This window comes from Ruminococcus sp. (genome assembly GCF_017549005.1).
Taxonomy (GTDB): Bacteria; Bacillota; Clostridia; order Oscillospirales; family Ruminococcaceae; genus Ruminococcus.
In genome coordinates this window covers 1-25,402 of record NZ_JAFYYT010000054.1, presented here as the reverse complement: position 1 = coordinate 25,402, position 25,402 = coordinate 1, and the positions used below count along the sequence as shown (strand labels likewise).

Below are 25,402 nucleotides of genomic sequence, written 5' to 3'. Positions count from 1 at the left end.
AAACAGCATAAAATATGATATCATTACTAATGTATACTTTAATTTTCATAAAGGAGGTTGCGCTATGGAAACCATCAATGAGATCGCAGCACGTATCAAAGAACTGCGTGAGGTGTGCGACTACACACAGGAAAAGCTTGCTCAGGAACTCGGACTTTCAGTCGAGCAGTATGCAGGCTATGAACAGAACGGAGATTTTCCAATAAGCGTCATCTATGAGATCGCAAATAAATTCGGAGTCGATTTTAATGAGCTCGTCACAGGCGAACCCAGCCGTATCGACACTTTCCAGGTCGTGCGACGCGGTAAGGGCAGAAGTATAAGCCGTTTCCCCGGCTACCGCTTCAAGGATCTTGCTTTCCGCTATGCCGATAAGGTAATGCAGCCTCTTTTAGTCACACTTGAACCCTCCGATGAGCCTGCAAAGCTCGTAAGACATTCAGGTCAGGAGTTCAACCTCGTCCTCAAGGGCACTGTTGCCGTAGTATTTGAGGATCAGGAGATAATCCTCAACGAGGGAGACTCTATTTACTTCAATCCGACTTATCTTCACGGACAGCGCTGCGTTGGCGATTCAAAGGCAAGATTCCTTACTATGATCGCTGAATAATAAGCCGCCTTCGGCTAATAAAAAGGAGTTCTTAATATCATGCTTTTAGACCGATACCTTCCTCGTATAGAATTTGATTCATACGAGGATTTCAAGGAAAACTACCGCGTAAATGTTCCCGAAGACTTTAACTTCGGCTGGGATATCGTTGACGAATGGGCAAAACAGGAGCCCGAGAAAAAGGCTCTCGTATGGCTCAGCCACGACAAACAGGAAAAGACCTTTACTTTTACGGATATATCAAAGCTTTCAAACCAGACCTGCCACTACTTCCGCAGTCTCGGTCTGAAAAAGGGCGATGTAGTCCTTCTTATACTGCGCCGCCGCTGGGAATACTGGGTAATAGCCACAGCTCTCCATAAGCTGGGAGTCATTCTTATCCCCGGAAATCTACTTTTCACTACTCACGATATCGCTTACCGCGGCAATATGGCTGAGATATCAGCTATCATCGCCTGCGACGACGAATACATACGCGGTCAGATCGACGGAGCCGCTCCCGAGATAAAGACTCTCCGCAAGAAGATAGCCGTTGCAGAACCGCGCGAGGGCTGGGACTACTTCGAGGACGAGATAGCAAAGTATCCCGACACCTTCGAGCGTCCCACAGACGATCAGGCTACAAAGGCTACCGATACCATGCTCATCTACTTCACATCGGGCTCAACAGGTATGCCGAAGATGGTATGTCACAACTTCGCACACCCGTTAGGTCACATAGTTACCGCGAAGTACTGGCACCAGGTACAGGAGAACAAGCTCCATATGTCAATATCCGACTCGGGCTGGGCTAAGTTCGGCTGGGGAAAGATATACGGACAGTGGATTTGCGGCGCCGTACAGTTCGCATATGACTTCACCGGCAGATTCAACGCAAAGGATATACTTGAGGTAATAAGCCACTACAAGCTGACAACATTCTGCGCTCCGCCTACTATGTACAGATTCATGCTCCAGGAGGATATGACAAAGTACGATCTTTCCTCCATTCAGAACTTCTGCAACGCAGGCGAGCCCCTCAATCCCGAAGTATTCAACCGTATATATGAGCTCACGGGCAAGAAGATGCGCGAGGGCTTCGGTCAGACAGAGGGAACCGTTCTCATCGCAAACTTCCCGTGGATAGACCCGAAACCAGGCTCAACAGGCAAGCCCTCACCGCTTTACAATATCCACCTCCTCCGTCCCGACGGCTCTGAGGCTGACGACGGTGAAGAGGGCAGCATCATGGTATGCGGCATAGACAAGGAGCGTCCTACAGGACTGTTCTGCGGCTACTACAAGAACCCCGAGCTCACGGAAGCCGTTCTCGGCGGTAAGAATTACGACACAGGCGACGTTGCATGGCGCGATTCCAAGGGCTATTACTGGTTCGTGGGAAGAAACGACGACGTTATCAAGTGCTCGGGCTACCGTATCGGACCATTCGAGGTAGAGAGCGCTCTCCTCACCCACCCTGCCGTTGTTGAATCGGCTATCACAGGCGCTCCCGACCCCATAAGAGGTCAGGTAGTAAAGGCTACTGTCGTACTTGCAGAGGGATATACTCCTTCACCCGAGCTCACAAAGGAGCTTCAGGATCACGTAAAGCACGAAACTGCGCCTTACAAGTACCCCCGTGTAATAGAATATGTAAAGGAGCTCCCGAAGACTCTCGGCGGCAAGATCAAGCGCGCTCAGATACGTCACCAGGACGAGGAAAACTCCGCAAAGTAACAAAACTTAACGCCCGGACCCTGCTGTTCGGGCTTTTTTTGAAAAATTCTGAAATTTTTTTGAATTTCCGCCAAAGCACCCCGTTTTTGATGTGCGGGCTGCGTAAACTATAAGTAATATTGGGGGGTGGCAAATATGACTTCTGATGTACATCAAATCATATCCCAGGTCTACAGAGCAAAAAAGGACAGCCACGCAGCAGATGAGCTCATATCTGCTTATATGCCCTTTATTAAGTCTGAAACTTCCAAGTTTCTCAACCGTCCGCCCGATCAGAGCGATGACGAACTCAGCATTGCGATGTTCGCATTCTATGAAGCTATTAAGAATTATTCAAGATTACGCGGCTCTTTTTTGAAATTCGCCGCTTTACAAATAAAAAATCGCCTGATAGATAACTACCGTAAAGAAAAGAGAAATAAAGGTCAAATATCCCTGGACGTAAGTGAAGATGATAAAACAGACCTGAAAGAAACGATCCGAGACGAACACGATGATTACGCAGAAAACGAACTAAGAGACGCAACAAAGCAGGAGATCGAAGAGCTTTCAGCCCAAATGAAGGATTTTGGTGTGACTATGGACGATGTTGCGGAGAATTCTCCGCGGCAGCGACGTACACTGGAGATATGCCAGAAAGCTGTTTATTACGCAAGAAACAATCCTGAGATCCTCGATGACTTTCTGAGAACTAAACGCGTTCCCCTTGCAAGAATAGCAGAGGGAGCAAATGTGGAAAGAAAGTCTCTTGAAAGGCACCGACGCTACCTTGTCGCCGTTCTGCTCATATGCACCAACGGATACGAGATAATGCGCGGCCATATCATGCAAGTATTAAAAGGTGGTGAAAACAAATGAAATACATCGTTATGGAATGTCACAAAGGATATGCTGTACTAATGGACGAGGAAGCACGCTACATGAAAGCTGCAAATCTCAGATACACCGTAGGACAGACCGTTACTGCTCCCGTGCTCATGGAATACGGAGCCGAGGAGGAAAGACGGATAAGCTTCTACGTTACAAGATTTGCCGCAGCCGCCGCTTGTCTCGCGATAGCAGTTTCAGCAGGTTCATTCTATTATACACGTAATTTCAAAACTCACTCTACCGTCCTGATATCTGCTAAAACAAATATACGAATGGATCTTAACATAAAGGGAGAAGTTCTTCACCTCAGCGGCGGCGACGCCACGGCTGACGAGCTCCTCAGGGACTACAACGGCAAGGGCAAGGATAAGCTCACCGCTGCAAACGAGATCCTTGATATGGAAAAATCACAGGGTCTCAACACCGAAGATGACGTTGTCAACATCTTTATAAAGACCGACGCCGACGAATACAATATCTTCAAGGAAGAATTTGAAAACGGCATTACGGATACTAAGGTAAACGTCTATGAATTCGGTGTTCCAAAGCCTCACGAGCCTGCAAAGCCGGAGGCTCCCAAGCCCGACGGCCCGAAGCACAAGGACGACAAGGCTCCCGAAGCTCCGAAGGTCCATGAGGATAAGGGAAATATTCCCGAAGCTCCAAAGCCTCCTCAGGAGGAGGTCAAGGCTCCCGAAACTCCGAAGCCCGATAACGGCGCAGCTCCTGCTGCACCGTCACAGCCCGAGGCTCCCAAAAAGCCTGAGGCTCACGATACTCCCGAAGCTCCTGCACCCGAGCCCGCAAAGCCCGAGATCAAGAGCGGAGAAAAGGCTGTTCCCAAGCCTGATGACAACAAGGCTGAACCTCCTAAGCCTGCGGAACCTGCCGCTCCTGCTGAACCTGCCAACAATAATCACTTTGTTCTCAGGGATAACAACGGCATCATTGAGATAACCCGCGAGGCAGTGGAAAAAATAAAGCCGCTTCTTCCCGCACCTGCCCCTCATGTGCAGGACGCGGTCATTATAGAAGAAAATCGGGAAGCACTGCCCGAAAACGAGTTCCCGTCTCTGTCTTCCGACGAAGCAAAGGAAACTCCTCAGGATAAGCCTGAGACACCCGAAGCGCTTTCTCCTGCCCCCGCAGAAGAAATAAAACCGGAAAGCGTCAGGGAACCTTCGCCTGCATTCAGATTCTCAATTGAACGGGTAATGCCAGGTGATGTGAAAAAGGATACCCCACGGGATGCACTGCCCGGGACGGAAGTATCCTGCCCTAATACCCAACCCTCTGTTTCCCCTGTTTCCCTTCCCTAAGAAAACATGAATTACTATAAGCAGAAAAGACATTGCACAGCAATGTCTTTTCTGTTTCTGTGCCGAAAAACAGCCGACTTCAGGGGCTTCAAAAAAAATATTTGGATTTTTTCCAAAAAAATTCATAATTACCCCACTTTTATAAAACGGACTCCGTAAACTGTTAACATAAAGCAAATAAAGCTTATATCTCCCATGCGGAGAAAATTTATCAAAAAGGAGTAATTACCTATGAAAAGCAAAAAGAACATTCTTGCTGCAATAGCTGCTATGTCAGTAATGGCTTCAGCTATGAGCCTCAACGCATTTGCTGCTGAGGAAGCAGAGACAACTGAAGAAGCTGTTGCTATCACAGCAGTTGCTGAGGACGTTGCAGAAGAAGAAGCTGCTGAGGAAGCAGTAGAAGTTGAAGCACCAGAGCTCATCGTTCCTGATGCAGAACTCGACGAAGCAGAGAAGCCTGTTCCTCCGGAGCCTCCTGTAATCCTCGATGTAACAGAGTTCATCGACCAGATCCGTACTTTCATCGATGCTAACAGCATTGATATTCTTACAGATACTATCCTCGAGAACTGGGATCAGATCGAGAAGGTAGACGTTCACTTCCACGCTAACGAGAAGCCGGTTCCGCCTGTTCCTCCTGAGGACATCGAAAAGCCTGAGGTTGACGAAGAGGCAGCTGAGGCTGAGGAAGCTGAAGAAGCTGAGGACGCAGAGGATATCGAGAAGCCCACAAAGCCCCTCGGCCCTGTACACCTCGAGCTCACAGATCTCTTCATGCAGTTCCGCGATAAGGTAGATCTCAGCAAGATCGACTTCATCGACGAAGACACAATGGAGAAGATCCTCAACGCTAAGGACGTTCACGCTGACGTTCACTTTGTAAATCCGAACAAGCCTGAGCCTCCTGTACCGCCAGTAGCTCCTGAGGACGGCGAGCTTCCTACACCTCCGGCACCTCCTGTAGCTCCTGAGGACGGCGAGCTTCCTACACCTCCGGCACCTCCTGTTCCTCCTGTAGCTCCTGAGGCTCCTAAGGGACCTGCTCACGAGCACCTCGGACCTAAGGAGAGAGAAGCTCTCAAGGCTGCTGAGGCAGAGGCTGAAGAGACAACTGAGGCTGTAGCTGAGGAAACAACTGAGGCTGCTGCTGAGGCTGACGCTGAATAATCAAGTTAATACTTCTGATCTGCCCTTGCCTGCAAAGGTTTTCCCCGAAGGGCAGATCATCAAACAATCCAATCCCAATCCCCTTATCCTCTTTTACCCCCTTTTACCCGCCTGATATCTGCACATCTCGGTAAAAGCGCGGATATCAAGATTGAATATGATAAAAGGATGCGCCGCAAGCTGTTTTTTGCGGCGCTTTTTTTTGCGTTTTCTCCGCGATTGTTGCTTTTTCCTGTATTTTATGCTATAATATTATTACTTAATAACTTTGCCTTTCCTTAGGCTTATTCAAGGAGGAATCCCAATGAAAGTAAGGTTTCATCTGCCTGATTTTGCAAGGCTTTTCAAATTCAACTCGGTTTTTCTTACAATGCTCGAAAACAGCCCCGAGCTTTTCCGCGAGGGAGTTGAGATAGCTTCAATCTACGGCATTTTTCCGCCCTCATTATGGAACGGCGGACGTGTTATGCACGGTATGTGCCAGAAGGACTTCGTAAGAGGCGTTACAAAGTACTTCAACGGCAAGGGAATACCGCTCCGCTTCACATTCACAAACCCTATGATCGAAAAAAAGCATCTCAGCGACGAATTCTGCAACATGGTAATGCATATCGCTGACAACGGCATGAACGAATGTATCGTTATGTCCCCGATCCTTGAGGACTACATAAGAAAGACCTATCCAAATTTCAAGCTTACAAGCTCAACCTGCAAGAGAATAACCGAGCCCGAAAAGCTCTATGAGGAGGTTGAAAAGGACTATCATATCGTAGTCATCGACTACGACCTCAACAACAGGTTCGATGTCCTTGAAAAGATACCGGATAAGGGAAAATGCGAGATACTTGTGAACGCCTGCTGCAATCCGGGCTGCGCTAACCGCTCTCTCCACTATCAGACCATAGGTCTCGAGCAGATAGCTTATGCCAACCACGTAAGAAAATACCCCAATGCGCCCTTCGATTCCGATAAATTCGCAAAGGAACACCCCGAGGCAAAGGCTGTATTTGAATGTAAATGCGAGCACAGGAGCCTTTTCGACATAAAGTCGCTCAGTACCCATATAACTCCCGACGATATCTGGAACAAGTATGTTCCTATGGGCTTCAGTCAGTTCAAGATAGAGGGCAGGACCTTCGATATGTTCAACCTGATGGAGCATTACCTCTATTACATGGTAAAGCCCGAATGTGTGGATCAGGCAAGACTTATCTTCCTTAGAAACCTCAGTCTCAACGGAGCTATTATCGTTCCCGATCAGGAAATGCCGCGTTAAATGCAAAACCGTAAGAAAGCTTTTCTTTCTTACGGTTTTTTATGTTCAGTCTTTCTTTTTCTTCTTTTTGTGTACTACTACGCCGATAATAACTGCGGTCAGAGCTATAAGTCCTGCACAGCCGCCGTATATAGCTCTTTTCCAGTACACGGTGAGTTCCTTCTTGCCGTACTCTATGGTAGTATAGCTGAAACCTGCTGCGCGGAATGCCGCGTCAACGTCGTCTGCAATCTGCCTGTGTCCTTCTGCGTTGGGGTGAATGTCGAACTTGCCGATATTCGTGAGAGTATCGGACTTCCCTTTGAAATCTGCTGCAACGTCTATGACCTTATAGCCGTAAAGCGAGTTCTCGGAGATCATACTGTTTAACTTACCGATCTTTTCGTTGGAAAAATCCGTTATCATGTGGAATTTGCTTAGCGACTCCAGCGGATCGTAAAGAGTCTGGACAAATACCGTTCCGTCCGTCCTCTCGGAAAGCTCCTCGGATATAGTCCTGATATTCTTCTCAAACTGCACAAGGGCTTCATCAACGTCCTTATCCATGTTCAGAAGCGATGAGGCAGCACTGAAAACATCGATATCCTTAGCTTTGAAGTCGCCATTTTCGGTTATTCCCATATTTTTCAGTGCGTTGAGCATTATTTCAAGCATATCGTTTCCGCCGATAGATATTACCACAGCGTCGCTGTCAATCAGATCCTCGTCAAGTGAGCCGCTCTGTATAAGCGCGAGAAGATCGGCAGACGTAGCTCCCGAAACAGCCTTGTTCACCATTTCGTGGCCGCACTCCCCCTCCAGCTCGGCTTCGTATTTTTCTTTCAGTATATTCGCATAGGAACGGCAGTGATAAAGATCGTCGGCAGAATAGCCCTCAAGTCCGTAACCTGCGGCGACAGAGTCACCGAGGAACATCATTTTCGGCGGAACTTCTGTATTATGTACGACTTCCTTTTTGGGAGTCACTGTCATTTTACATGAAACAAGGCTCAGCACCATAGCGGCTGCACCTAAAAAAGCGGCTGCTTTTTTCATTCTAAAGACCTCTTTTCCGAAAAAGCGTTCAATAAACTCTTTCTCATACCGGATACTCCCCTATTGTAGCAGATACAGCCCGAAAAGTCAACAAGCAGGGGGAGTTTTAGTTATATGATTGACTTTTACACGTGTTTTTGGTATAATACTTACATAAGCCAATTTCCTTTATTTTGATTTTTTTAAAGAAAATGTAACTTTCAACATATTCTGCTGGACAATCACAAAAAAATATGGTATAATCATAAACGAAGTAATTTTAGAACGGAAGGTGAAGCTATGGATCTTCAAGCGCTTGCCGACAGCTTTGAGCCAATGACCTGTATCATTTCCGTGGAGGTATTTCCCGACGGAAGCTACGGCAACATCCGTATAGTTGCAGGCAATAAGCCGTATGTCAATTCTATAGAAAGTCCCGACAATATCGCCTTTGCGGAAATGCTGGACAATACATTTGTGCCGGATTCACCTTATGAAAGATATATCCCCAAGGATCTGAATTTCGAGAGCGCCTGCTATGCGTCTGCGGTGCTGAAAAAGACGTTCCACACATATATGCACCCCGAAAGATACCCATTCTGGGTAGATATGTATATGATACCCATCACCTCCGACAAACCGAATACTTATTACTGTATATATACTCAGGAACTCACCCCCGAAGCAGACACAAAGCGTATGTCCAATGTAGATTCATCGGTATCGGCTTCTGTTCTTGAGACCTGCATAAAGCTCCGCAGCACCGATGATTTCAGACACACTATGGACGAGGTAATCTCCGATATACGCGAAATGTGCGGAGCCCAGGTATGCTGCATATTCCTTACCGATTTCAGCGAGAGAGAGTACTCTGTGCTCTGCGACGCATCAGCTCTGGAGCTGGGACTGCTTCCTGTTGAAGAATACCTAAAAAACAACTACTCCGACTTTTTCAGTATTGTCGAGACCTGGAAGGACACTATCGCAGGCAGCACCTGCCTTATAATCCAGAATGAGAGCGATATGGAGGTCCTCCGCGAGAGAAATCCCGTTTGGTGCAAGTCGATGGAGGATTCGGGGATAAAGAGCATAGTTCTCTATCCCCTTTATTTCAACGGTGAAACTCTCGGCTATATATGGGCGATAAACTTCGATACTGAGAATACCGTAAGGATACGTGCTACACTTGAGACTACCTCTTATTTCGTGGCTTCCGAGATAGCGAACAATCAGCTTCTTGAGCAGCTTGAGACCATGAGCACAGTTGATATGCTGACGGACGTTTACAACCGCAACGCCATGAACAAGCGTATCGACGAGCTCATAAAGAGCAGCAGCAAGCCGGAAAGTCTTGCAGTCGTATATGCCGACCTCAACGGTCTCAAACAGGTCAACGACAGCGGCGGTCATGTTGCAGGCGATAATCTGCTCAAAGCAGCAGCTGATGTGTTCAAGGACGTTTTCTTCGACGGCGAGATCTACCGTGCAGGCGGCGATGAATTCATGGCTATAGTCACCGGTATTTCCCGTGAAGAGCTGGAAAACCGCGTGAAAAAGCTGAGCGATTACTCGGAGACCGACGGAAATGTCAGCTTTTCACTCGGCTACTGCTATGACGACGTTGACTGCGATATCCGTAAGGCTATGAGCGACGCCGATAAGAGTATGTACAAAAACAAGCAGCAGTTCTACGAAAAACACCCCGACCGCAGACGGAAGGGCTGATCTTTACATAATAAAATTCTCGTTTTAATTATATGAGGGCATGATAATAATTATCATGCTCTTTTTTATTAAAATCTCTCGTGTTACACCGTTTCCGAGAGGGGCAGCTGCGTATTCTTTACTGTGAAGATTTTTTACGCGGCTATTCCCTCTCATACTATTTTTTGCAGCTATATCCTACAGTTCCTGCACAGCTCGGTACAGGCTTATGTCAAAAGCAGAAAAAACGCGGAGTTCATGCGAAAATCCTCGTTTTTTACCCTAAATCTGCCTTTTTTCGGTTGAATCCCCTGCCTGACGTATGATATAATTATTATGCAATTAAAAGATACTTTTATATAAATAGAGATAATTACAGATAAATATTTTAAAGAATAGCAAAACGTAAAAAAGACCTGCTTTATAAGCAGGAATAGTAAATATAGGAGGAAAACATGAAAAAGCATTTCAAAAGCAAAACCGTTTCGGGGATATTATGCCTTGGCATAATAATGCAATCCGCTGCATATCTCCCTGTAAACGCCGAGGACAGCGCAGCTGTCACACTGAATGAGGTCTGCGCCAAGAACAGCACCTATCAGGCTGCTGACGGAAACTTTTACGACTGGATAGAGCTGTACAACAGCGGCAGTCAGGAAGCTAACATTTCGGGCTGGGGACTTTCCGACAAGGAAGAAAAGCCCTATCTTTACACCTTCCCCGAGGGTACGGCTATCAAGGCAGGCGAAAGACTGGTAGTCTTCTGCGACAGCGACGCAGCTGCAAATGACAGCAAAATAGCTCCCTTCGGACTTTCCACCTCGGGCGAGACCATAGTTCTCACGGACGCACAGGGCAAAACTGCTCACACTATCACCTTCGGCTCAATTGCCGAGGACGCCTCATACGGACAGTATCCCGACGGAAGCGGCGAGTTCTACACCCTCAAATGTACTCCTGCACAGACAAATACTGCTCCCGAGGGCAGCAATGCCGTACACCAGCCTGCTTTTTCACAGGACAGCGGCTTCTATGACAACAGCTTCTCACTTACCCTCACAGCCGACGAGGGCTGCACAATATACTACACCACTGACGGAAGCGACCCTACCACAGAGTCCGAGAAGTACTCCGGACCTATCACCGTTGAGGATATGTCCGACACTCAGAACCGTCTGAGCGCACGTACCGATATAGTTCCCGGCAGAGCGGAAGCTCCGCGCAGCACCGTGGACAAGGCTGCTGTAATACGCGCTGTATCGGTCGACAGCGAGGGTCGCATAAGCGATACCGTTACAAAGACTTATCTCATAGGCAAGACGAATTCAGGCTATTATCCGAAAATGAAGGTCGTTTCACTGGTTACAGACCCCGATAACCTTTTCGGCTATGAAAACGGTATATACTGCCTCGGACAGGCATACGGCGGTCAGCAGCAGCCTGACGACAAGCCTAAGGAGGACGACAAGCCAAAGGAGGGCGAACGTCCCAAGGAAGATGAAAAGCCCAAGGAGGAAAACGGTCCCGAGCACAGGGAGCCCGAGGATAACAGAGTTCCCCGTCAGAGAGCCGGCAATCCGTGGGAAATGCCTGCAAACTATACAATGCGCGGCAGAGACTGGGAGCGCGAGGCTTCATTCACTCTCTTCGACAACGGCGAAAAGGTCCTTGAGCAGAACGTGGGTATCCGCATAAAGGGCAACTACTCAAGAAGCCTGCCGCAGAAAAGCTTCACCGTTTATACCCGTGAGGACTACGGCACACCCGAATTCGACTACGACCTCTTCTCGGGCAAGGCTACAAAGGCTAAAAATGGCAAGGCTATAAAGAAGTACGACGGTCTTGTCCTCCGCAACGGCGGAAACGACAATACTTACGCTTTCTTCCGCGACAGCATAAATCAGAGCCTTATCACCGACAGAGCCTTTGCATATCAGGCTACTACCGAGTGCATAGTGTTCATAGACGGCGAGTTCTGGGGCATTTATCAGATGATGGAAAAGATCGGCAAGGACTATCTCAGCTCCCACTACGGCGTTAAGAAAAGCAGCGTAGCCATGATAAAGAACGGCGACCTCGATGAGGGCTCAGAGCAGGACCTCAGCGACTGGAACGAGCTCTGCAAGGGCGTTGCAGGCGGAAGCATTTCCTATGACGAATTCTGCAATAAGGTCGATGTACAGGGCTTCATGGACTATTTTGCAGCTCAGATATACTGGGCTAACGCAGACTGGCCGCAGAGAAACTATACCGCATGGCGCTCCGACACTATCGACGAGACCAATCCCTATGCAGACGGAAAGTGGAGAATGATACTCTTCGATACAGAGTCGGGACAGGGACTTTACGGCAGCAGTGACAAGTCCTTCTCTGCCGACTGCTACAGACGTATCAGCAGCACAAACAGCGATATAGGCAAAATGTTCACAGCTCTCATGAAAAACGATAAGTTCAGGCTCGATTTCTCAAGAACTATGATGGATCTTGCGAATTTCAACTTCACAACAGAAAAAACAGCAGAAACTATCAACTACTATAAGAACAACTACAGACAGCAGGTACTCGATACATTCGCACGATTCAATTCAAACAGCCTTTCAGGCGGAAGCGGAGAAAACAGATTTGACGGCGCTATATCCACAGTACTCAATTTCTATTCAAAGCGCTATTCGTATGCGGAAAGCACTACACGTTCCGCTGCAAAGCTCTCGGCTGCTCCGTATAAGCTCACCGTCAGCAATCACGCCGGCAACGGCAGCATAAAGCTCAACACCCTCGACCTCGGCAAGACCGACGGCTGGAGCGGCAATTACCACTCCGATTACGATATGACTATCACCGCTGTTCCCGAGGAGGGACGCACATTCTCACACTGGATAGTCAAGGGCGCACAGATAACCGATGGCGATAAGACTTCTGCAACTATCAGCTTCAAGCTCACATCTGACGCTACAGTTGAGGCTGTTTATACCTCCGACGTCCGCGGCGACGCAAATTCCGACGGAGAATTCAATGTTGTAGACCTGGTGCTCCTGCAGAGATGGCTCACAGCCGACAACAGCGTGGAGCTTGCAAACTGGAAGAACGCTGACCTCTGCGAGGACGGAATAATAGACGTATTCGACATAATCGCAATGAGGAAAGAGCTTTTAAAGGGAAATAACTGAAATATAAAGGGAAATTTTTGAGAAAATCAATATAGATCCAAAAAACATATCAGATATACAGGCGATATTCTTTTCTCCGCTTGTTTATCGCCTTATCTACACTTCTTCGGCGGCAGTTTCGGACTGCCGCTTTTTTCTCCCATTTTTTCCATTTCCCATTGCAATCCGAGCCTGCTCATGTTATAATTTAATATAGAAAGCGGACGCATTTCACGAAAACGTAATACTGAATGGTAAAATTACTTTCCCGGCGGTTTTTATATGTCCGCCGCCCGATATACGGACCAGATACGGTATCTGTACCGGCAGCAGCCCCGTCCGCAAATAAAACAGAAAATTCTGCTGCCATTATCGGAAATATTTTTCTGCGATATTTCGGCAAAAATCGCAGCTCAAAAAATTTTTTTGAAAAAATTCCTGAAATTACTAAGATAATCGGAAAAAATTTACGTCTAATATAGTGAAAGGCAAAATTTTCGGAAAGGAGCCTGTCAATGGATAATGGTGCAAGTAGCTACAGCCGTTATCTTGCCGGTGATGATGCCGCTATGGGAGAGCTGGTCCGCGAGTACATGGACGGGCTCATCGCATTTCTGAACAGCTTCACCAATAATCTTTCTGAAGCAGAAGAGCTGATGGAAGAGACCTTTTTCCGACTGGCTTACAAAAAGCCGCGATATACGGGGAAAAGCTCCTTCAAGACCTGGCTGTACGCCATTGCAAGGAATCTTGCGATAGACAGTCTCAGGAAGCGCAAGGGCTGTAAATCTGTGTCCTTTGACGATTGTACGGAGCTTAACTCTGATATTGATGTGGAAGAAGCTTATATCAAAGAAGAGAGAAAAGCTATCATTCACAGGGCTATTTCAAATCTGAAAGACGAATATCGTCAGGTGATACACCTGATATATCTCGAAGGCTTTTCAAATGCTGAAACGGCGGTGATAATGAAGAAGAGTAACAAACAGATCACAAATCTTTTATATCAAGCCAAAAAAGCTCTGAAAACTGAACTTGAAAAGGAGGGAATTACGTATGCGGGACTATGATAAGGTCACTCAAGCCGTGCTCAGACGGCGCGATGAGCAGATAGCAAAGGACAAGCGAAAAGCAATGATCGTGAAGTACAGTGCTGCTGCCGCCGCGTTTGCTTGCTGTACTGCGGCAGTGATCGGTAAGGGTATGTACCGATACAATAACGCAGTAATTCCGCCTGAGATCAATAACGTTGCGCCTGCGGAAACCACTCCGGATCAGGATCAGATGAGCACAACAACAGCTTATGACACAAACAAGACGACGAGGACAACAACGGCGTTGTCGGGAACTGTTACGGAAACGACCCGTAAACGGGCAGATACTTTAGTGACAAGCTCGGTTACTACCGCGGCTTTCTGCACTGTCACTACTGACAAGAAATTAACCGATAATACAGTGAAAAACAGCGCCGTCACGTCTTCACCCATCGCGGCTGTACCTGTAGTCGCTACAACTGCAGCAGAAGTTCAGCCCGATGTTCCCATCCATGAAGTGAGAGTAGATATGCAGAGGATACCTGTATTCCTCTCTGCACTCACTGCTTCGGTCTCAAACGTTATCTCAAACGTCAATACCGAATACTATGTCAGCGATGACAGATACCCGAATCAGAAAAACGGTATCGAGAATATCAGAAAGCTCAGTATGCTTACCGACCTTGACAGTAACGGTAAGTCTGACCTTGAGGACTGCCGCCTGCTGTATCAATACTGCTCGGGCAGCGGAAACGATGCTCCCGGTAACGAATTGAATATCCCACAGGAGACTGTTCAGCTCATAGCTGAAAATGCCGACTACAACCAGGACGGTAAGATAAGCTCTGAGGATGCTGATATCCTCGTATGCTTCTGTCTTATCAACAACAGGGTGACGTACAGCGATGTTTCACCCGCTGCCTATGGCGATCCGGACAGCGCCCTCCAGTCGGGAAACAGCAGCGAATCATCATTTGCATATACGGTCAGCAGCTTTGCACACAAACTCATGATCGACCACTATATCATAGAGGATATGGTGGACAAGGATATTATCGATCTCGATGTGAACAAGAACGGAAATGTGGATATCGAGGACTTCACCTATCTCAAGATCAACGGCGACAATTACCTCGATAACTATATCGTTCCCGTTGAGGGCGGATATACAACAGCTCCCCGTCCGAATGCGATCGTTCTTCCCGATAATATCAAAAAGAACTGCGACGCTGTGTACCTTGCAAGACCTTTCGTTAAATACGAGTATACAGATGAAGTTTCTTGCTTCTTAACAGGACTGGAAGACTATTTTGCTTCCCATATGACACTTATGCCCGAGTTCTTTGAAAATGATTTCTACGAGAGCATAGTCAGATATGCAAAGGAATACTCCATCGGCGACAGCCTCTACTACCGTGCTGTCGAAATAGGAGTTATCCCCGAAGAGGACAGCTATTTCCACTTTGATAATGAAGTTTTCGAGAACGGCTTCAAGACCTACTGCGAAAACGTAGCCTCGGGAAAACAGGCAGCTCCCGACATTAATATGGACGGAGCAGTGGACCACAAGGACTACGCTGTTGCAAGCGATTACATTTTTGAAGTCGCTGCAAATACAAATAACAGCAGCCTTAAAATACCTGCTGATGTGTGGAAGAACATCAACAGCAGCTGTGACTTCAATCAGAACGGAACGAGCGGCGATATCTACGATATCTTCTTTACGCAGATGTATGTGCTGCTCACCAATGACGAGGATATCAATGATACGCCTCCGGATAAGACTGACTCGCAGAACACCTCAAATATTGATCCTTACGCTCTTGACGGCGACGTTAACTGTGACGGAACTGTTGATATGGCTGACGCCGTACTCATAATGCAGTATCTCTCCAATCCAAACAAGTTCCAGCTTACAGACCGCGGAAGGCTCAACGGAGATATCGACGGAAAGAACAACGGTATCACTCTTACAGACGTACTGGCGATCCAGAACCGTCTGCTCAATCACAAGCAGAATTATACTGAATGAGTTACACGCAGCTCATTTCATATAATAAAATTTACCCCTAACTGATATTTTAAATGCGAAAAAGGCGTAAGGAAACGAATTTCTTTACGCTTTTTTTGTTGCCCTGTTTGACTTTTCCACTGGGGACTGATATAATGTTCCTATGACAAAAATTATAAAAACTCCGGGAGACAAAAATGCTGTACTTTATGTTCAATAAACCGCAGGGCTGCGTAACTGCGCGCTCTGACGCAGTCCATAAAACAGTTATGGACTACTTCCCTGCCGACCTTGCCGCGAAGCTCCACCCTGTGGGCAGGCTTGATATGGATACCTGCGGACTCCTCATTCTCACCGACGACGGCGACCTGGATTTCAGGATAATGCAGCCCTCAAAGCATATCAGCAAGACCTATTTCTTCTACGCTATCGGCTCTTTGGACGAAGAAAAGGTGAAAAAGCTCGAAAACGGCATTGAAATGGCGGGAATGACCGCAAAAAAGGCGGTTTTTACCCTGATAAGAAATTACCGTATCCGCGAGCTTGCGGACTTCATGCCCCCTGAACGCCGTGAAAAATACATGAAAAATCCCGACGGAGCGGCTTTTGCCGCCACTCTGACTGTTCATGAGGGAAAAAAGCATGAGGTTAAAAGAATGCTGGAAGCTGTGGGGTGCAGGATATTCTACCTCCGCAGGGAAAGCATAGGCGGACTTTCTCTCGATAATGACATGAAGGAGGGAGACTTCCGACCTCTGACAGCTGAGGAATATGAGCTCCTTATAGGTGGGATACCGCCTCAGACGAGGGAGTAATAACTTTGCTTACAATTAATTAGTATGAACTGCCCTGAAGGCTGCCGACGTGGGCAGTTACGCAAACGTCAGCCAGTTATCAAACGCAAAAAATTTTTTCTGAAAGTTTGTGACACTTTCGTTCTCAGTCTTGAATGTTATTTATGAAAGCACAATTTCCATGGAAAACTTTCAACGATTCAGGAGGATAAACATGACAGGTAAAGAATACTGCGCTCTGTATAAAAAGTCCAAAGACAGGGCTTATGACGCGCTTTTTGAATGCTATTGCGACTATGTGTACGCTATTGTCTATAATAAACTCAGAAGCGCTGCTTCAAGGGAAGACATCGAAGAATGCGTCAGCGATATCTTCGCGGATATTTTCTTCGGCTACGACACCGCAAGCAGCTTCGCAGGTGATATGAAGGGCTACGTGGGGACTGTTGCCAAACGCCGCGCTATCAATGCCTTTCACAGTCTTGCCGCAAGAAGCGGTCATTTCTCTGAGGAGGCTGAGGAGAAGCTTTTCAATATCGGCTCTGACGATGATATCGAGCATGACTCCGATATGGCTGAGACACGCAGTATACTTATCAGCAAGATAAACGAGCTGGGCGAGCCTGACTCTACCATTATCCTTCAGAAATACTACTATGACCGTTCTTCTTCGGAGATAGCGGAGCAGCTTTCCATGAAAGCCTCTGCTGTGAGAATGAGGGCAGCAAGAGCTCTCGATAAGCTGAAAACCACACTGGCTTCTGCCGGTATCACATTATAAGGAGATGCGGAATATGAAAGAGAATCGTGAATTTGATATGCTTGAAAATGCAGACGACAAAACACTGGAGCTTCTTTCAGAGGTCCCTGTGCTCACAAAAGAAGAAAAAGAGAGGTTGCTGGCTATGAGCAAGAAAAAGCTGGACAAAATGAACAGAGAAAGTAATATAAATATAAACAATGACGGATACGAGGTAAGCGGTGTTGAGCGCTATCACAGACCAAAGTGGCACGCTGTCGCTTCTGTTGCTGCCTGCATGCTGCTGGTCTGCGGCATAGGCGGAACAGTTTTCACGCTGAACAAGAACAGAAATGCAATAAAGACACCGTTCAGCGACTCTGATACTGTTTCTACGGTGGGCTCCACATCTCCTGCGGAAGATACTAAGATAATCGCAGGCAAGCTTATTGGAAGCTTTTATGATGCAAGTGAACTTATGGAAGGTTTACCTATGAGCATAGAGCTTGACAATGATGATACGCAGACAGTGGAAGGCAATGACGGCTCGCCGGTTGTATACACAAGGGTCGCGAGCAAATGGAGCACTGCCGACGAGCTGAACCATTACCTGACAGATACGTTCTCGGGAATAGTTCTCGATGACTTCAGCGCAGCTTTCTTTGACTACACCGGTCGTGAGCCTGCGTTCAGAGAGATAGACGGAAAGCTCTATTTCAGGAAGGAACATGATTACACTGAACCTGCTGATGAAGAACGCAATGTTATAGGCAAAGCAGCAATTGAAGTTGAAAACTATGACGGAACCAGCTTTGATATATCTTTGACCACAGATTATTATGATACCGTCGTTATGCCCGATACACCGTGTTATGGCCATGCTGTTCTTGAGGGAGGAAAATGGAAGCTTGACAGCTTCAGAACTGATGTTGCTTCGTCTCAACTCAGAGCAGAGCAGGATCCGGATAAGTTTGATAAGGAAGACGCTATGGATCTGCTGATGTCATTTGAAAATGCTGACAGAATGCTTGCAGGAGACATCAAATTAAGAACCGACCGTGGAGATATTAAGTATCTGGATCTTTCTTCGCCCTCCGACGGCAAGGGAACAGCTGTATATTACAGAGTCATCATGTCAGGCATTTTAGACATGGATATGATGAAAAACGAAGTTACGTCAGCTGTTACGGAACCTGCGCTCAGCAAGTCATACGCCTTTATCTATGACGATGAAGCCTTTGAAGCACCAATGTTCAAGGAATTTGACGGAAAGCTCTACTGCCGTGATTATGCAAGGGGAAACCGCTATAACTTATCAGGAAATCCTGAGGTTATAAGCAATGAAGACGGAACATATACAATTATCGCACTAAACTCAATACCGGGGGGTACGGAAAAGGTTAAGTTCACAGCTGTATATGAGGATAAATGCTGGAAGATAAGCGACTTCGGTTATCCAGATGACGAACAGCCTACAGCCGCAGACAGCGACGCCCCGGGCATTGCAAAAGAAGCTCCGAATATGCTGAATGATGTAATGAAGGTCATGAACGGAACAGTTATAACAGATGAAATCGACCACCTCGATAACGACACGATATATAAATACTGCGGAATGACAAATCCTAACAATATCGCTTACTACAAAGTCGATGATCCGCGTTTTTCAACTCTTGACGATATTAAGAGCTTTATCAGCGAACGAACAGTCGGCTCGTACAGAGAAGACTTGATAAACGCAATTACAGCTCATTCTGATTCGGACGGATTCCCAGTTTATATCGAAAATGTGGAAAACGGAAAGCTCTACAGCCGCATTTCAAGATTCGGAGGCCTTAATTTTACAGGAGATGTCGAGGTAATGAATTCAACTGAAACAACAATGACTGTACGTGCTAAGGTTGATGATCCGACAGACTCATATATGCTCATATTCCTTGAACTTGATGACGGGAAATGGAAGATATCTACATTCAAATATATGTAAAAACAAAAGAAAAAGCCGTGCTGCCTAATAGCACGGCTTTCCCTTTTTCTGATTTGTCCCTTACAATTCAGTTTTTGGAATTATATCAACCTGTACGGCGAGTTGTGCAGATACGCCGTACAGACCAATACCGAAAAGAATCATTATGACATTGTCCAGCTGTCGAAGCTTACATCACCGTTTGCGATGAAGTAGATGTCTGATGCACCGCTCGGATAATCAGCAAGTACTGTGTCGATCTCTGTCATAGAGCCGCCTGCAGGTACTTCAATGTAGCTGATAGCAGTGCCGCTTGTTCTTGAACCTGCAACTACCTTGATGATAGCGCCGTTCTTTGAAGAAGCCTTTGCCTTGAGAGTTCCGCTTGAAACCTTGGAGAAGTCTACCTGACTTACCTTAGCCCACTCGCCCTTCTTGAACTCTACTGTAGTATTGCCTACGCCTGATACGCTTATGCCCTTTGACTCGTTAGCCATTGTAGATGCGCGTACTGTCTGTGTAGGATCGAGGTTCTCGATCTGCTTAACGCCTGTCATATCACCCTTTGCACTGAGTGTGCCGTTTGACGGATTATATGTACACTCGTTGAGCTGAGTTGAACGGTAGTTTCTGTCCTTGCCGCCGTTCATACGCATTTCCTGCTGACGTGAGTGGTATGCTACATAGTACTTGTCCTTGAAGAAGATGATCGAGTGGTGGTTGTTACCGCCGTTGTCGATACCCTGTGTACCTGTATTCTTGAATACGTTACCCTTCAGCTGGCTCGATGTCCACGGTCCGAGAGGATTCTTTGATGTCATGTAGAGGATGTCAGCGTTGCCGAAGCCTACGCCGTTGATGTTTGTACCGTTAGGTACGTTCCAGTTAGCACAGTATGAGTAATACCATGTATCACCGATCTTGATAAGACTGGAGTCCTCGAAGAGGTATGGAGTCTGCATTGTCTGCGGGCTGCCGTCCAGTGATATCATATCTGAGCCGAGCTTTACACAGCGTCCTGTCTTCGGGTTGGATACGTCTCTGTTGTCAACGCCGCCGCCGAAGAAGAGGTAAGCCTCGTCTGTTTCCTCGTCATAGTATACGCCCGGGTCGAACATCCATACAACGTCAGAGCAGTTAGGTGACTGACCTGTAAGGAGTGCGTGACCGAGAGGATCCGACCATGGACCTGTCGGGCTGTCAGCTGTAAGAACGCCGATACCGCCGCCGCTGTTAGCGAAGTAGAGGAAGAACTTGGGCTTGCCGTTGATCATCTTCCATGCTGCGTCAGGTGCCCATGAGCATGATGCCCACTTGGCTGCACCATTCTGGGTTCTGCCGTTTCTGCCTGCTACAGGGATAGCACCGTGGTCTGTCCAGTTAACGAGGTCGGCAGATGAGATACAGTTGATAGTACCAACGTCGTATGAGTTCTCCTGTATTGTATTGCCGTTATACTCAAATGCGTCGTTTGTGGTGTAGATATAGAGTCTGCCGTCATATACCATCCAGCCTGGGTCTGCGCCGAAACGCTGTGTGGTAAGAGGATTGTTCTCGTTGTCCTTCTTCCATGATTCAGCAAGGCTTACCGAGCCGAACTTTGAAGCGAGTTCTGAGAGATCTACCTCAGGCTTGTTTACAGGGAATTCTGTTATCTTCTTGAGGATATATTCCTGGATAAGAACAAGGTCTGCTGTTTCAAACTTCTTGTTCTGATCTACGTCGGCTGCCTTCTGAGTCTTTGAATCGTCAAAGCCGCCTGCAAGAAGTCCCTTTCTTGCGGTTATCATATCAAGCGAGTCTATCTTTTCATCGAAATTGAGGTCGCCGAGGAGTACCTGACGTACCTTGGGCTGACCTGCGCCGTCAACTGCTGTGCCCTTAGGAGCACCGATAGCCTCGTCTATATAGAAATCAACATACTCGTTCTCGTCTGTCGTTTCAACATAGAGCTGAAGATCAGTTGCACCCTCGGGGATAGTGTAGCTTGTATTTGCAAGCTGTACCCACTCGCCCTTAGGAGCGGAAGCGATAGCTACCTGATCATACTTCGTTGTTGAGCCGTCTGAATACTGGAGTGAAAGCTTGAACTCCTGAGTATCGGAAGAACCGCTTGTATAGCAGGCATTTGTGGAGAAGCTGTATGTCTCTCCTGCCTTGAAAGCGCTGCCGAGCTCGAGGCTCGCACCGTTCCAGCTGTTTGTTCTGCCGCTTACATACAGCGACTTGCTGCCTGCAAACTTGGCTGTACTGCTTGTCTCAACAGTAGCAGCGCCTCTGCCTGACCAGCCGTCCGATGAGCTCTCGAATGTGCTGTGATACCAGTATCCGTCTGCGTCCTGCCCTGCCTTTGTTGTAGTGTCTTCTATCTCAGTTGTTGTGGTATCGTTGTCTTTCTTTTCGTCGTAATTCTCGTAAACTCTTACTTTCTTTACATTAGCCGAGCCGTTTGATCTGTAGCCCTCAATGTTGAGAGATACCTCATAGAGAGTACCCGACATATCGAGACCAGCCTTCGACCATGCGTCGAAATGCTTGGAAACGTCAATTGTTCCGCTCATATTATTCTGAGTGTTGTTTCTTGAACCGCTTGTCTGACGAATGCTCCAGTACTGCGGGAATGTAGCCGTACCGTCGAGAGAAGGCTGATTGTAGCGCATTGTCTTTGCTATGTCATATGTATTGCCGTTAAGTGTTACGCTGCCCTTTCTCTCTGCACCGTCTCCGGGTGGACGCCAGTCTCCCCAGCCTTCAACGATGTAGTACTCCATAAGAGGATTTCTCGTCCAGCCGTATACACACATATAGGAGTTTCCTCTTGGTGTGTACTCTACGTCGTACTCGAGAACTATATTGCTGCCTATCTGTTTATAGTTCTGTTTTTTGCTGTCGTAATTTTTTCCCATACGAGCGAGGAAGTTCTCAATGTTGCTCCAGGAACAGGTAAACGAGCCTGCACTCGGATTCATTGATGCCTGACCCTGTCCGTTCTGATTCCACATTTCGTAGTCGTAGCCGCCGACATTGCCTCTATTCTGCTGATCGGCTGCGTCTACAACAGAAACGGAGGGGATTCCCGTTGCAAGCATCAATGCGGACACTGTACCGCTGATCGCTCTTTTCAGTGTTTTTAAATTCATAAGATATCAACTCCTTATTTTACTTGGGTTTTGCCTATGCCTATAAATAAATGAATTAAATACATACCTCCTTCTTAGTTAAAATGTGACAAAGTCCCCATGATAACCTATATTTTTCACTTATACTATACATCTTTTGTACAGATTTGTAAAGTAAAATCAAAACAAAAAGCAATAAATGTTCAAACAAAAGCAAGAAATGGCAAGCTTCAAACATTTTCCGATACAAATGCTGTGCGAAATGTCACGGCAGACTGTAGGGGTAAACTTCCACCTGTTCGCAGCTCAGTTTAAAGCTCAGCACATCGTCCGCGGCGAAATGCTGCTCATCTTCCTCGATATACAGCATCTGCAGCCAGTCCTCCGCAAAGCGCAGGAAATACACCTCGCCGTCGTATTCCTCACAAATGGCTGTAAAGCGGACTCCGTCACCCTGCAGATAAACGAATGGTTCCTCCCCGGAGCTGTGCTTTGTCACTTCATCGCAGGATATGTCCGCTAATGTAAGCTCCGCACGGTACGTACTGCCGGGCACGGGCTTTATCTGTCTGCTCCGCCATATTCCCCTGAAAACACCTATACCGGTCTCACACTCGGCGACGGTGATACTGCCGCGTTTTTCAATGTTAAGAAGCTTTATCAGCATAATCCACTTCCTTTCGCTATCGGTCGTTCAGCTCGTCCTCAAAATCGCAGGCAGGAACAGCTCCGCCGCAGAACGTCTTCAGAAATGAGATAAGCTCCCTGAGTTTTTCAGTATATACGTCCTTTTCAGCTTTCCCGCTGCTGTATACTTCAATATAGTATCTCCAATAGACAAAATCCGTTTTGTCACGGGAGTATTCCTTTTCGTCATAATAATCATTCCGCCTTACGTCCATGTCGCACCATTCCGTGGAAAGACTGTGCAATATCGGATCTTCATCTGAAGCTCCCGCGTATTTGCTGATCTTTCCGAAAAAACTGCTGAACTCCAGCGAAGAGTCCACAAATATTTTGCAGAACATAGCATTATCTTCCTCTGTATTTCCGAAAGATGTCTCCGTGCTGCTCACTCCGTTAAGAATATTGTATACAAAGCCCTCCATCTTATTCATTTCCAGCTTTCTCACGCTGTCTGTGGGAATGAGCACTGCGATACCGTTTTTTACCGTATATTCGTACAGCTTCATGAACATGTATGACTGTATCGAGCATTCCGTGCTGTTTATCCACGGAAATATCAGGTACCTCTTCCCTTCCGATATGCCTATGGCACAGGAGCACAGATACGACCAGTGCCATAATTGCTGCAAACGCATATCGAACACTTTCGGCTGTATATCAAGAGCTTTTACAAGCTTGGAATTTACGTCGATAAGGCTTCTGAACCTGCGCCTTTTCTGAAAAAAGCCCTTTTCACGCAGGTTAACATAGAAGATATCCCTCCGAAAGTCGTCAATAGGAACAGGCTTGTCATCAAGGAATACGCTGCCCCCGTTTTTAAGGCTCTTAGCCGAAACTTCACTGCGTAACCTTTCCTGATACTGCTTATCCCCGGTCATCACAAAATTCAGACCGCTTTTCAGCATCATGTCCGTATTTTGGCTGTTTATTAAAGGCGCCATGGTCTCGGACAGCCATTCGTGATAGTAGTCGTATTTCTCCTCACACCACCAATCAAGCAGTGTGTTCAGCTTTTTTATATCCTCGTCGGTGCTTGTGCATTTGTACTGCTCAGGATCGCGGTTCACCGTGACCTTATGAGCGTTATCTGCCGAAAATTCGATGATATATATACAATATCCCGTCCAGCTCCTGTGTGCATAGAGCTTGTTTCCTTCCATGTACCAGAACCACTTGTCCTCCATTTCCTGAGGAATATTGCCGCGGCGCAGGACTTTGAGCTGCTTTTCGTCAAAGGCTCTGTTCAGTATAAATGTTTCGTTTTTTTCGGGCATATCAGAGCTTTTCCAGTCCGATCTCTTTGCAATTTCCATTGGTTTCACACCTTTTTATGTATTTCAAACGTTTTTAAGCTCTCACTAAACATTAATGCTCCCCTAGCAAATTTTTATAAAAATAAAGCGGCCATTTGTCGGAAAACAAACAGACCGCTTTCGCTCTTTCAGGATATGGTTACACGTTCAGGAACTTCTCGATCACTGACATGATCTCCTCAAGCCTTTTTTCGCCTATACCCTTAATATTTCCAAGCTCACTCTGAAGCGCTGAAAGGTCGATGACACGCTCTTCACTGCCTGTCAGCTCCGCGCCGTATCGAAGTATGAATTTCGTGAGCTCATCGCGATTCATTTTCTTGATCTTTCTGTAAGTTTCTCTGTCGATTATTTCATTTTCAGTCATTAAAAACTTCTTCCTTTCATTTGCAGCCGGAACTGTAATCTGCCTGCAAGAGCTTTCCATGATCAGCATCGCTCTATGCACAGCACACCGCCAACGATTCCTGTAAAAATACTCTCAGCAGCCGCAAATCTCCTTTTTATCCAGATATATGTCTCTAATTTAAAGATACCACATAAAACCGCCGATGTCAAGACGGGAAATCCGCTGAAAAGCCGAATTTAAAGCAAAAGCACCGAAAAAAGCTTTGTTTTCGCGCCTTCCGGTAAATATGAACTTTTTATAAAACTTTTCCATTCACTCCATATGCCGCAAAAGAATGTTTTGTTTCCTCAAAACCTGCACTTTTTACAAAATATCCGCTTTTTGGCCGCACAGCATTAGTTAAAACAAAAAAATATCTATCCCGGTGTTGACATCACTCCCCTCCTGTGGTATAATAATATAGTCGCAGATGAAACTGCACTATATATCGCGGTGTGGAGCAGCTAGGTAGCTCGTCGGGCTCATAACCCGAAGGTCGTTGGTTCAAATCCAGCCGCCGCAACCA

The 25,402-nt window shown here is 46.8% G+C and carries 18 protein-coding genes and 1 tRNA gene; 14 read left to right on the top strand and 5 right to left on the bottom strand.

What is annotated here, in order from left to right; genetic code table 11:
• The first annotated feature begins 64 nt into the window (after positions 1 to 64).
• The 6 genes from IKW96_RS13325 to IKW96_RS13300 all read left to right on the top strand — a co-directional run bounded on the left by IKW96_RS13325 (position 65) and on the right by IKW96_RS13300 (position 6,961).
• Positions 65 to 610: a cupin domain-containing protein gene (locus IKW96_RS13325; RefSeq protein ID WP_296575844.1), complete on the top strand. Its 546-nt coding sequence runs from the start codon at positions 65 to 67 to the stop codon at positions 608 to 610.
• 39 nt (positions 611 to 649) lie between these two features.
• A complete protein-coding gene (locus IKW96_RS13320) occupies positions 650 to 2,326 on the top strand; it encodes an AMP-binding protein (RefSeq protein ID WP_296575842.1) in 1,677 nt (558 codons plus the stop codon).
• A gap of 135 nt (positions 2,327 to 2,461) precedes the next feature.
• Entirely contained in the window at positions 2,462 to 3,184 is a 723-nt protein-coding gene (locus IKW96_RS13315) for a sigma-70 family RNA polymerase sigma factor (RefSeq protein WP_296575839.1), read from the top strand.
• On the top strand, positions 3,181 to 4,515 hold the full coding sequence (locus tag IKW96_RS13310; RefSeq protein ID WP_296575836.1) for a hypothetical protein: 1,335 nt from the start codon (positions 3,181 to 3,183) through the stop codon (positions 4,513 to 4,515). The genes IKW96_RS13315 and IKW96_RS13310 overlap by 4 nt, the downstream gene beginning before the upstream one ends.
• Before the next feature lie 231 nt (positions 4,516 to 4,746).
• Positions 4,747 to 5,685: a hypothetical protein gene (locus IKW96_RS13305; protein ID WP_296575834.1), complete on the top strand. Its 939-nt coding sequence runs from the start codon at positions 4,747 to 4,749 to the stop codon at positions 5,683 to 5,685.
• Between the two features lie 304 nt (positions 5,686 to 5,989).
• On the top strand, positions 5,990 to 6,961 hold the full coding sequence (locus IKW96_RS13300; protein WP_296575829.1) for a hypothetical protein: 972 nt from the start codon (positions 5,990 to 5,992) through the stop codon (positions 6,959 to 6,961).
• A gap of 45 nt (positions 6,962 to 7,006) precedes the next feature.
• Here IKW96_RS13300 and IKW96_RS13295 read toward each other — a convergent pair whose 3' ends face one another.
• On the bottom strand, positions 7,007 to 7,996 hold the full coding sequence (locus IKW96_RS13295; RefSeq protein ID WP_296575824.1) for an SGNH/GDSL hydrolase family protein: 990 nt from the start codon (positions 7,994 to 7,996) through the stop codon (positions 7,007 to 7,009).
• Positions 7,997 to 8,275: 279 nt separating this feature from the next.
• Here IKW96_RS13295 and IKW96_RS13290 point away from each other — a divergent pair, with 279 nt between their 5' ends.
• From IKW96_RS13290 to IKW96_RS13260, 7 genes are all read left to right on the top strand, one after another.
• Positions 8,276 to 9,700 carry a sensor domain-containing diguanylate cyclase gene (locus tag IKW96_RS13290; RefSeq protein WP_296575821.1) on the top strand — a complete coding sequence of 475 codons (1,425 nt, stop codon included), beginning with the start codon at positions 8,276 to 8,278 and terminating at the stop codon, positions 9,698 to 9,700.
• A 434-nt stretch (positions 9,701 to 10,134) separates the two neighbouring features.
• Positions 10,135 to 12,846, top strand: coding sequence for a CotH kinase family protein (locus tag IKW96_RS13285; protein ID WP_296575818.1), 2,712 nt, complete (start codon positions 10,135 to 10,137; stop codon positions 12,844 to 12,846).
• A gap of 494 nt (positions 12,847 to 13,340) precedes the next feature.
• A complete protein-coding gene (locus IKW96_RS13280) occupies positions 13,341 to 13,895 on the top strand; it encodes an RNA polymerase sigma factor (protein WP_296575815.1) in 555 nt (184 codons plus the stop codon).
• On the top strand, positions 13,882 to 15,891 hold the full coding sequence (locus IKW96_RS13275; protein WP_296575813.1) for a dockerin type I repeat-containing protein: 2,010 nt from the start codon (positions 13,882 to 13,884) through the stop codon (positions 15,889 to 15,891). Before IKW96_RS13280 ends, IKW96_RS13275 begins: the two co-directional genes overlap by 14 nt.
• Before the next feature lie 176 nt (positions 15,892 to 16,067).
• Positions 16,068 to 16,685: a pseudouridine synthase gene (locus IKW96_RS13270; RefSeq protein WP_296575809.1), complete on the top strand. Its 618-nt coding sequence runs from the start codon at positions 16,068 to 16,070 to the stop codon at positions 16,683 to 16,685.
• A gap of 193 nt (positions 16,686 to 16,878) precedes the next feature.
• A complete protein-coding gene (locus IKW96_RS13265) occupies positions 16,879 to 17,445 on the top strand; it encodes a sigma-70 family RNA polymerase sigma factor (protein ID WP_296575807.1) in 567 nt (188 codons plus the stop codon).
• A gap of 13 nt (positions 17,446 to 17,458) precedes the next feature.
• Complete coding sequence (locus IKW96_RS13260; protein WP_296575805.1) at positions 17,459 to 19,390, top strand: hypothetical protein; 1,932 nt, start codon at positions 17,459 to 17,461, stop codon at positions 19,388 to 19,390.
• Between the two features lie 143 nt (positions 19,391 to 19,533).
• Here IKW96_RS13260 and IKW96_RS13255 read toward each other — a convergent pair whose 3' ends face one another.
• The 4 genes from IKW96_RS13255 to IKW96_RS13240 all read right to left on the bottom strand — a co-directional run bounded on the left by IKW96_RS13255 (position 19,534) and on the right by IKW96_RS13240 (position 24,855).
• Positions 19,534 to 22,509, bottom strand: a complete 2,976-nt coding sequence (locus tag IKW96_RS13255; RefSeq protein ID WP_296575803.1) for a glycoside hydrolase family 11 protein — start codon at positions 22,507 to 22,509, stop codon at positions 19,534 to 19,536.
• 244 nt (positions 22,510 to 22,753) lie between these two features.
• A complete protein-coding gene (locus IKW96_RS13250) occupies positions 22,754 to 23,155 on the bottom strand; it encodes a hypothetical protein (protein ID WP_296575801.1) in 402 nt (133 codons plus the stop codon).
• A gap of 16 nt (positions 23,156 to 23,171) precedes the next feature.
• Positions 23,172 to 24,488 (bottom strand): hypothetical protein, encoded by a 1,317-nt coding sequence (locus tag IKW96_RS13245; protein ID WP_296575800.1) that lies wholly within the window; start codon positions 24,486 to 24,488, stop codon positions 23,172 to 23,174.
• 139 nt (positions 24,489 to 24,627) lie between these two features.
• Entirely contained in the window at positions 24,628 to 24,855 is a 228-nt protein-coding gene (locus IKW96_RS13240) for a hypothetical protein (RefSeq protein ID WP_296575799.1), read from the bottom strand.
• 470 nt (positions 24,856 to 25,325) lie between these two features.
• Here IKW96_RS13240 and IKW96_RS13235 point away from each other — a divergent pair.
• Positions 25,326 to 25,402: transfer RNA gene (locus IKW96_RS13235), tRNA-Met, on the top strand.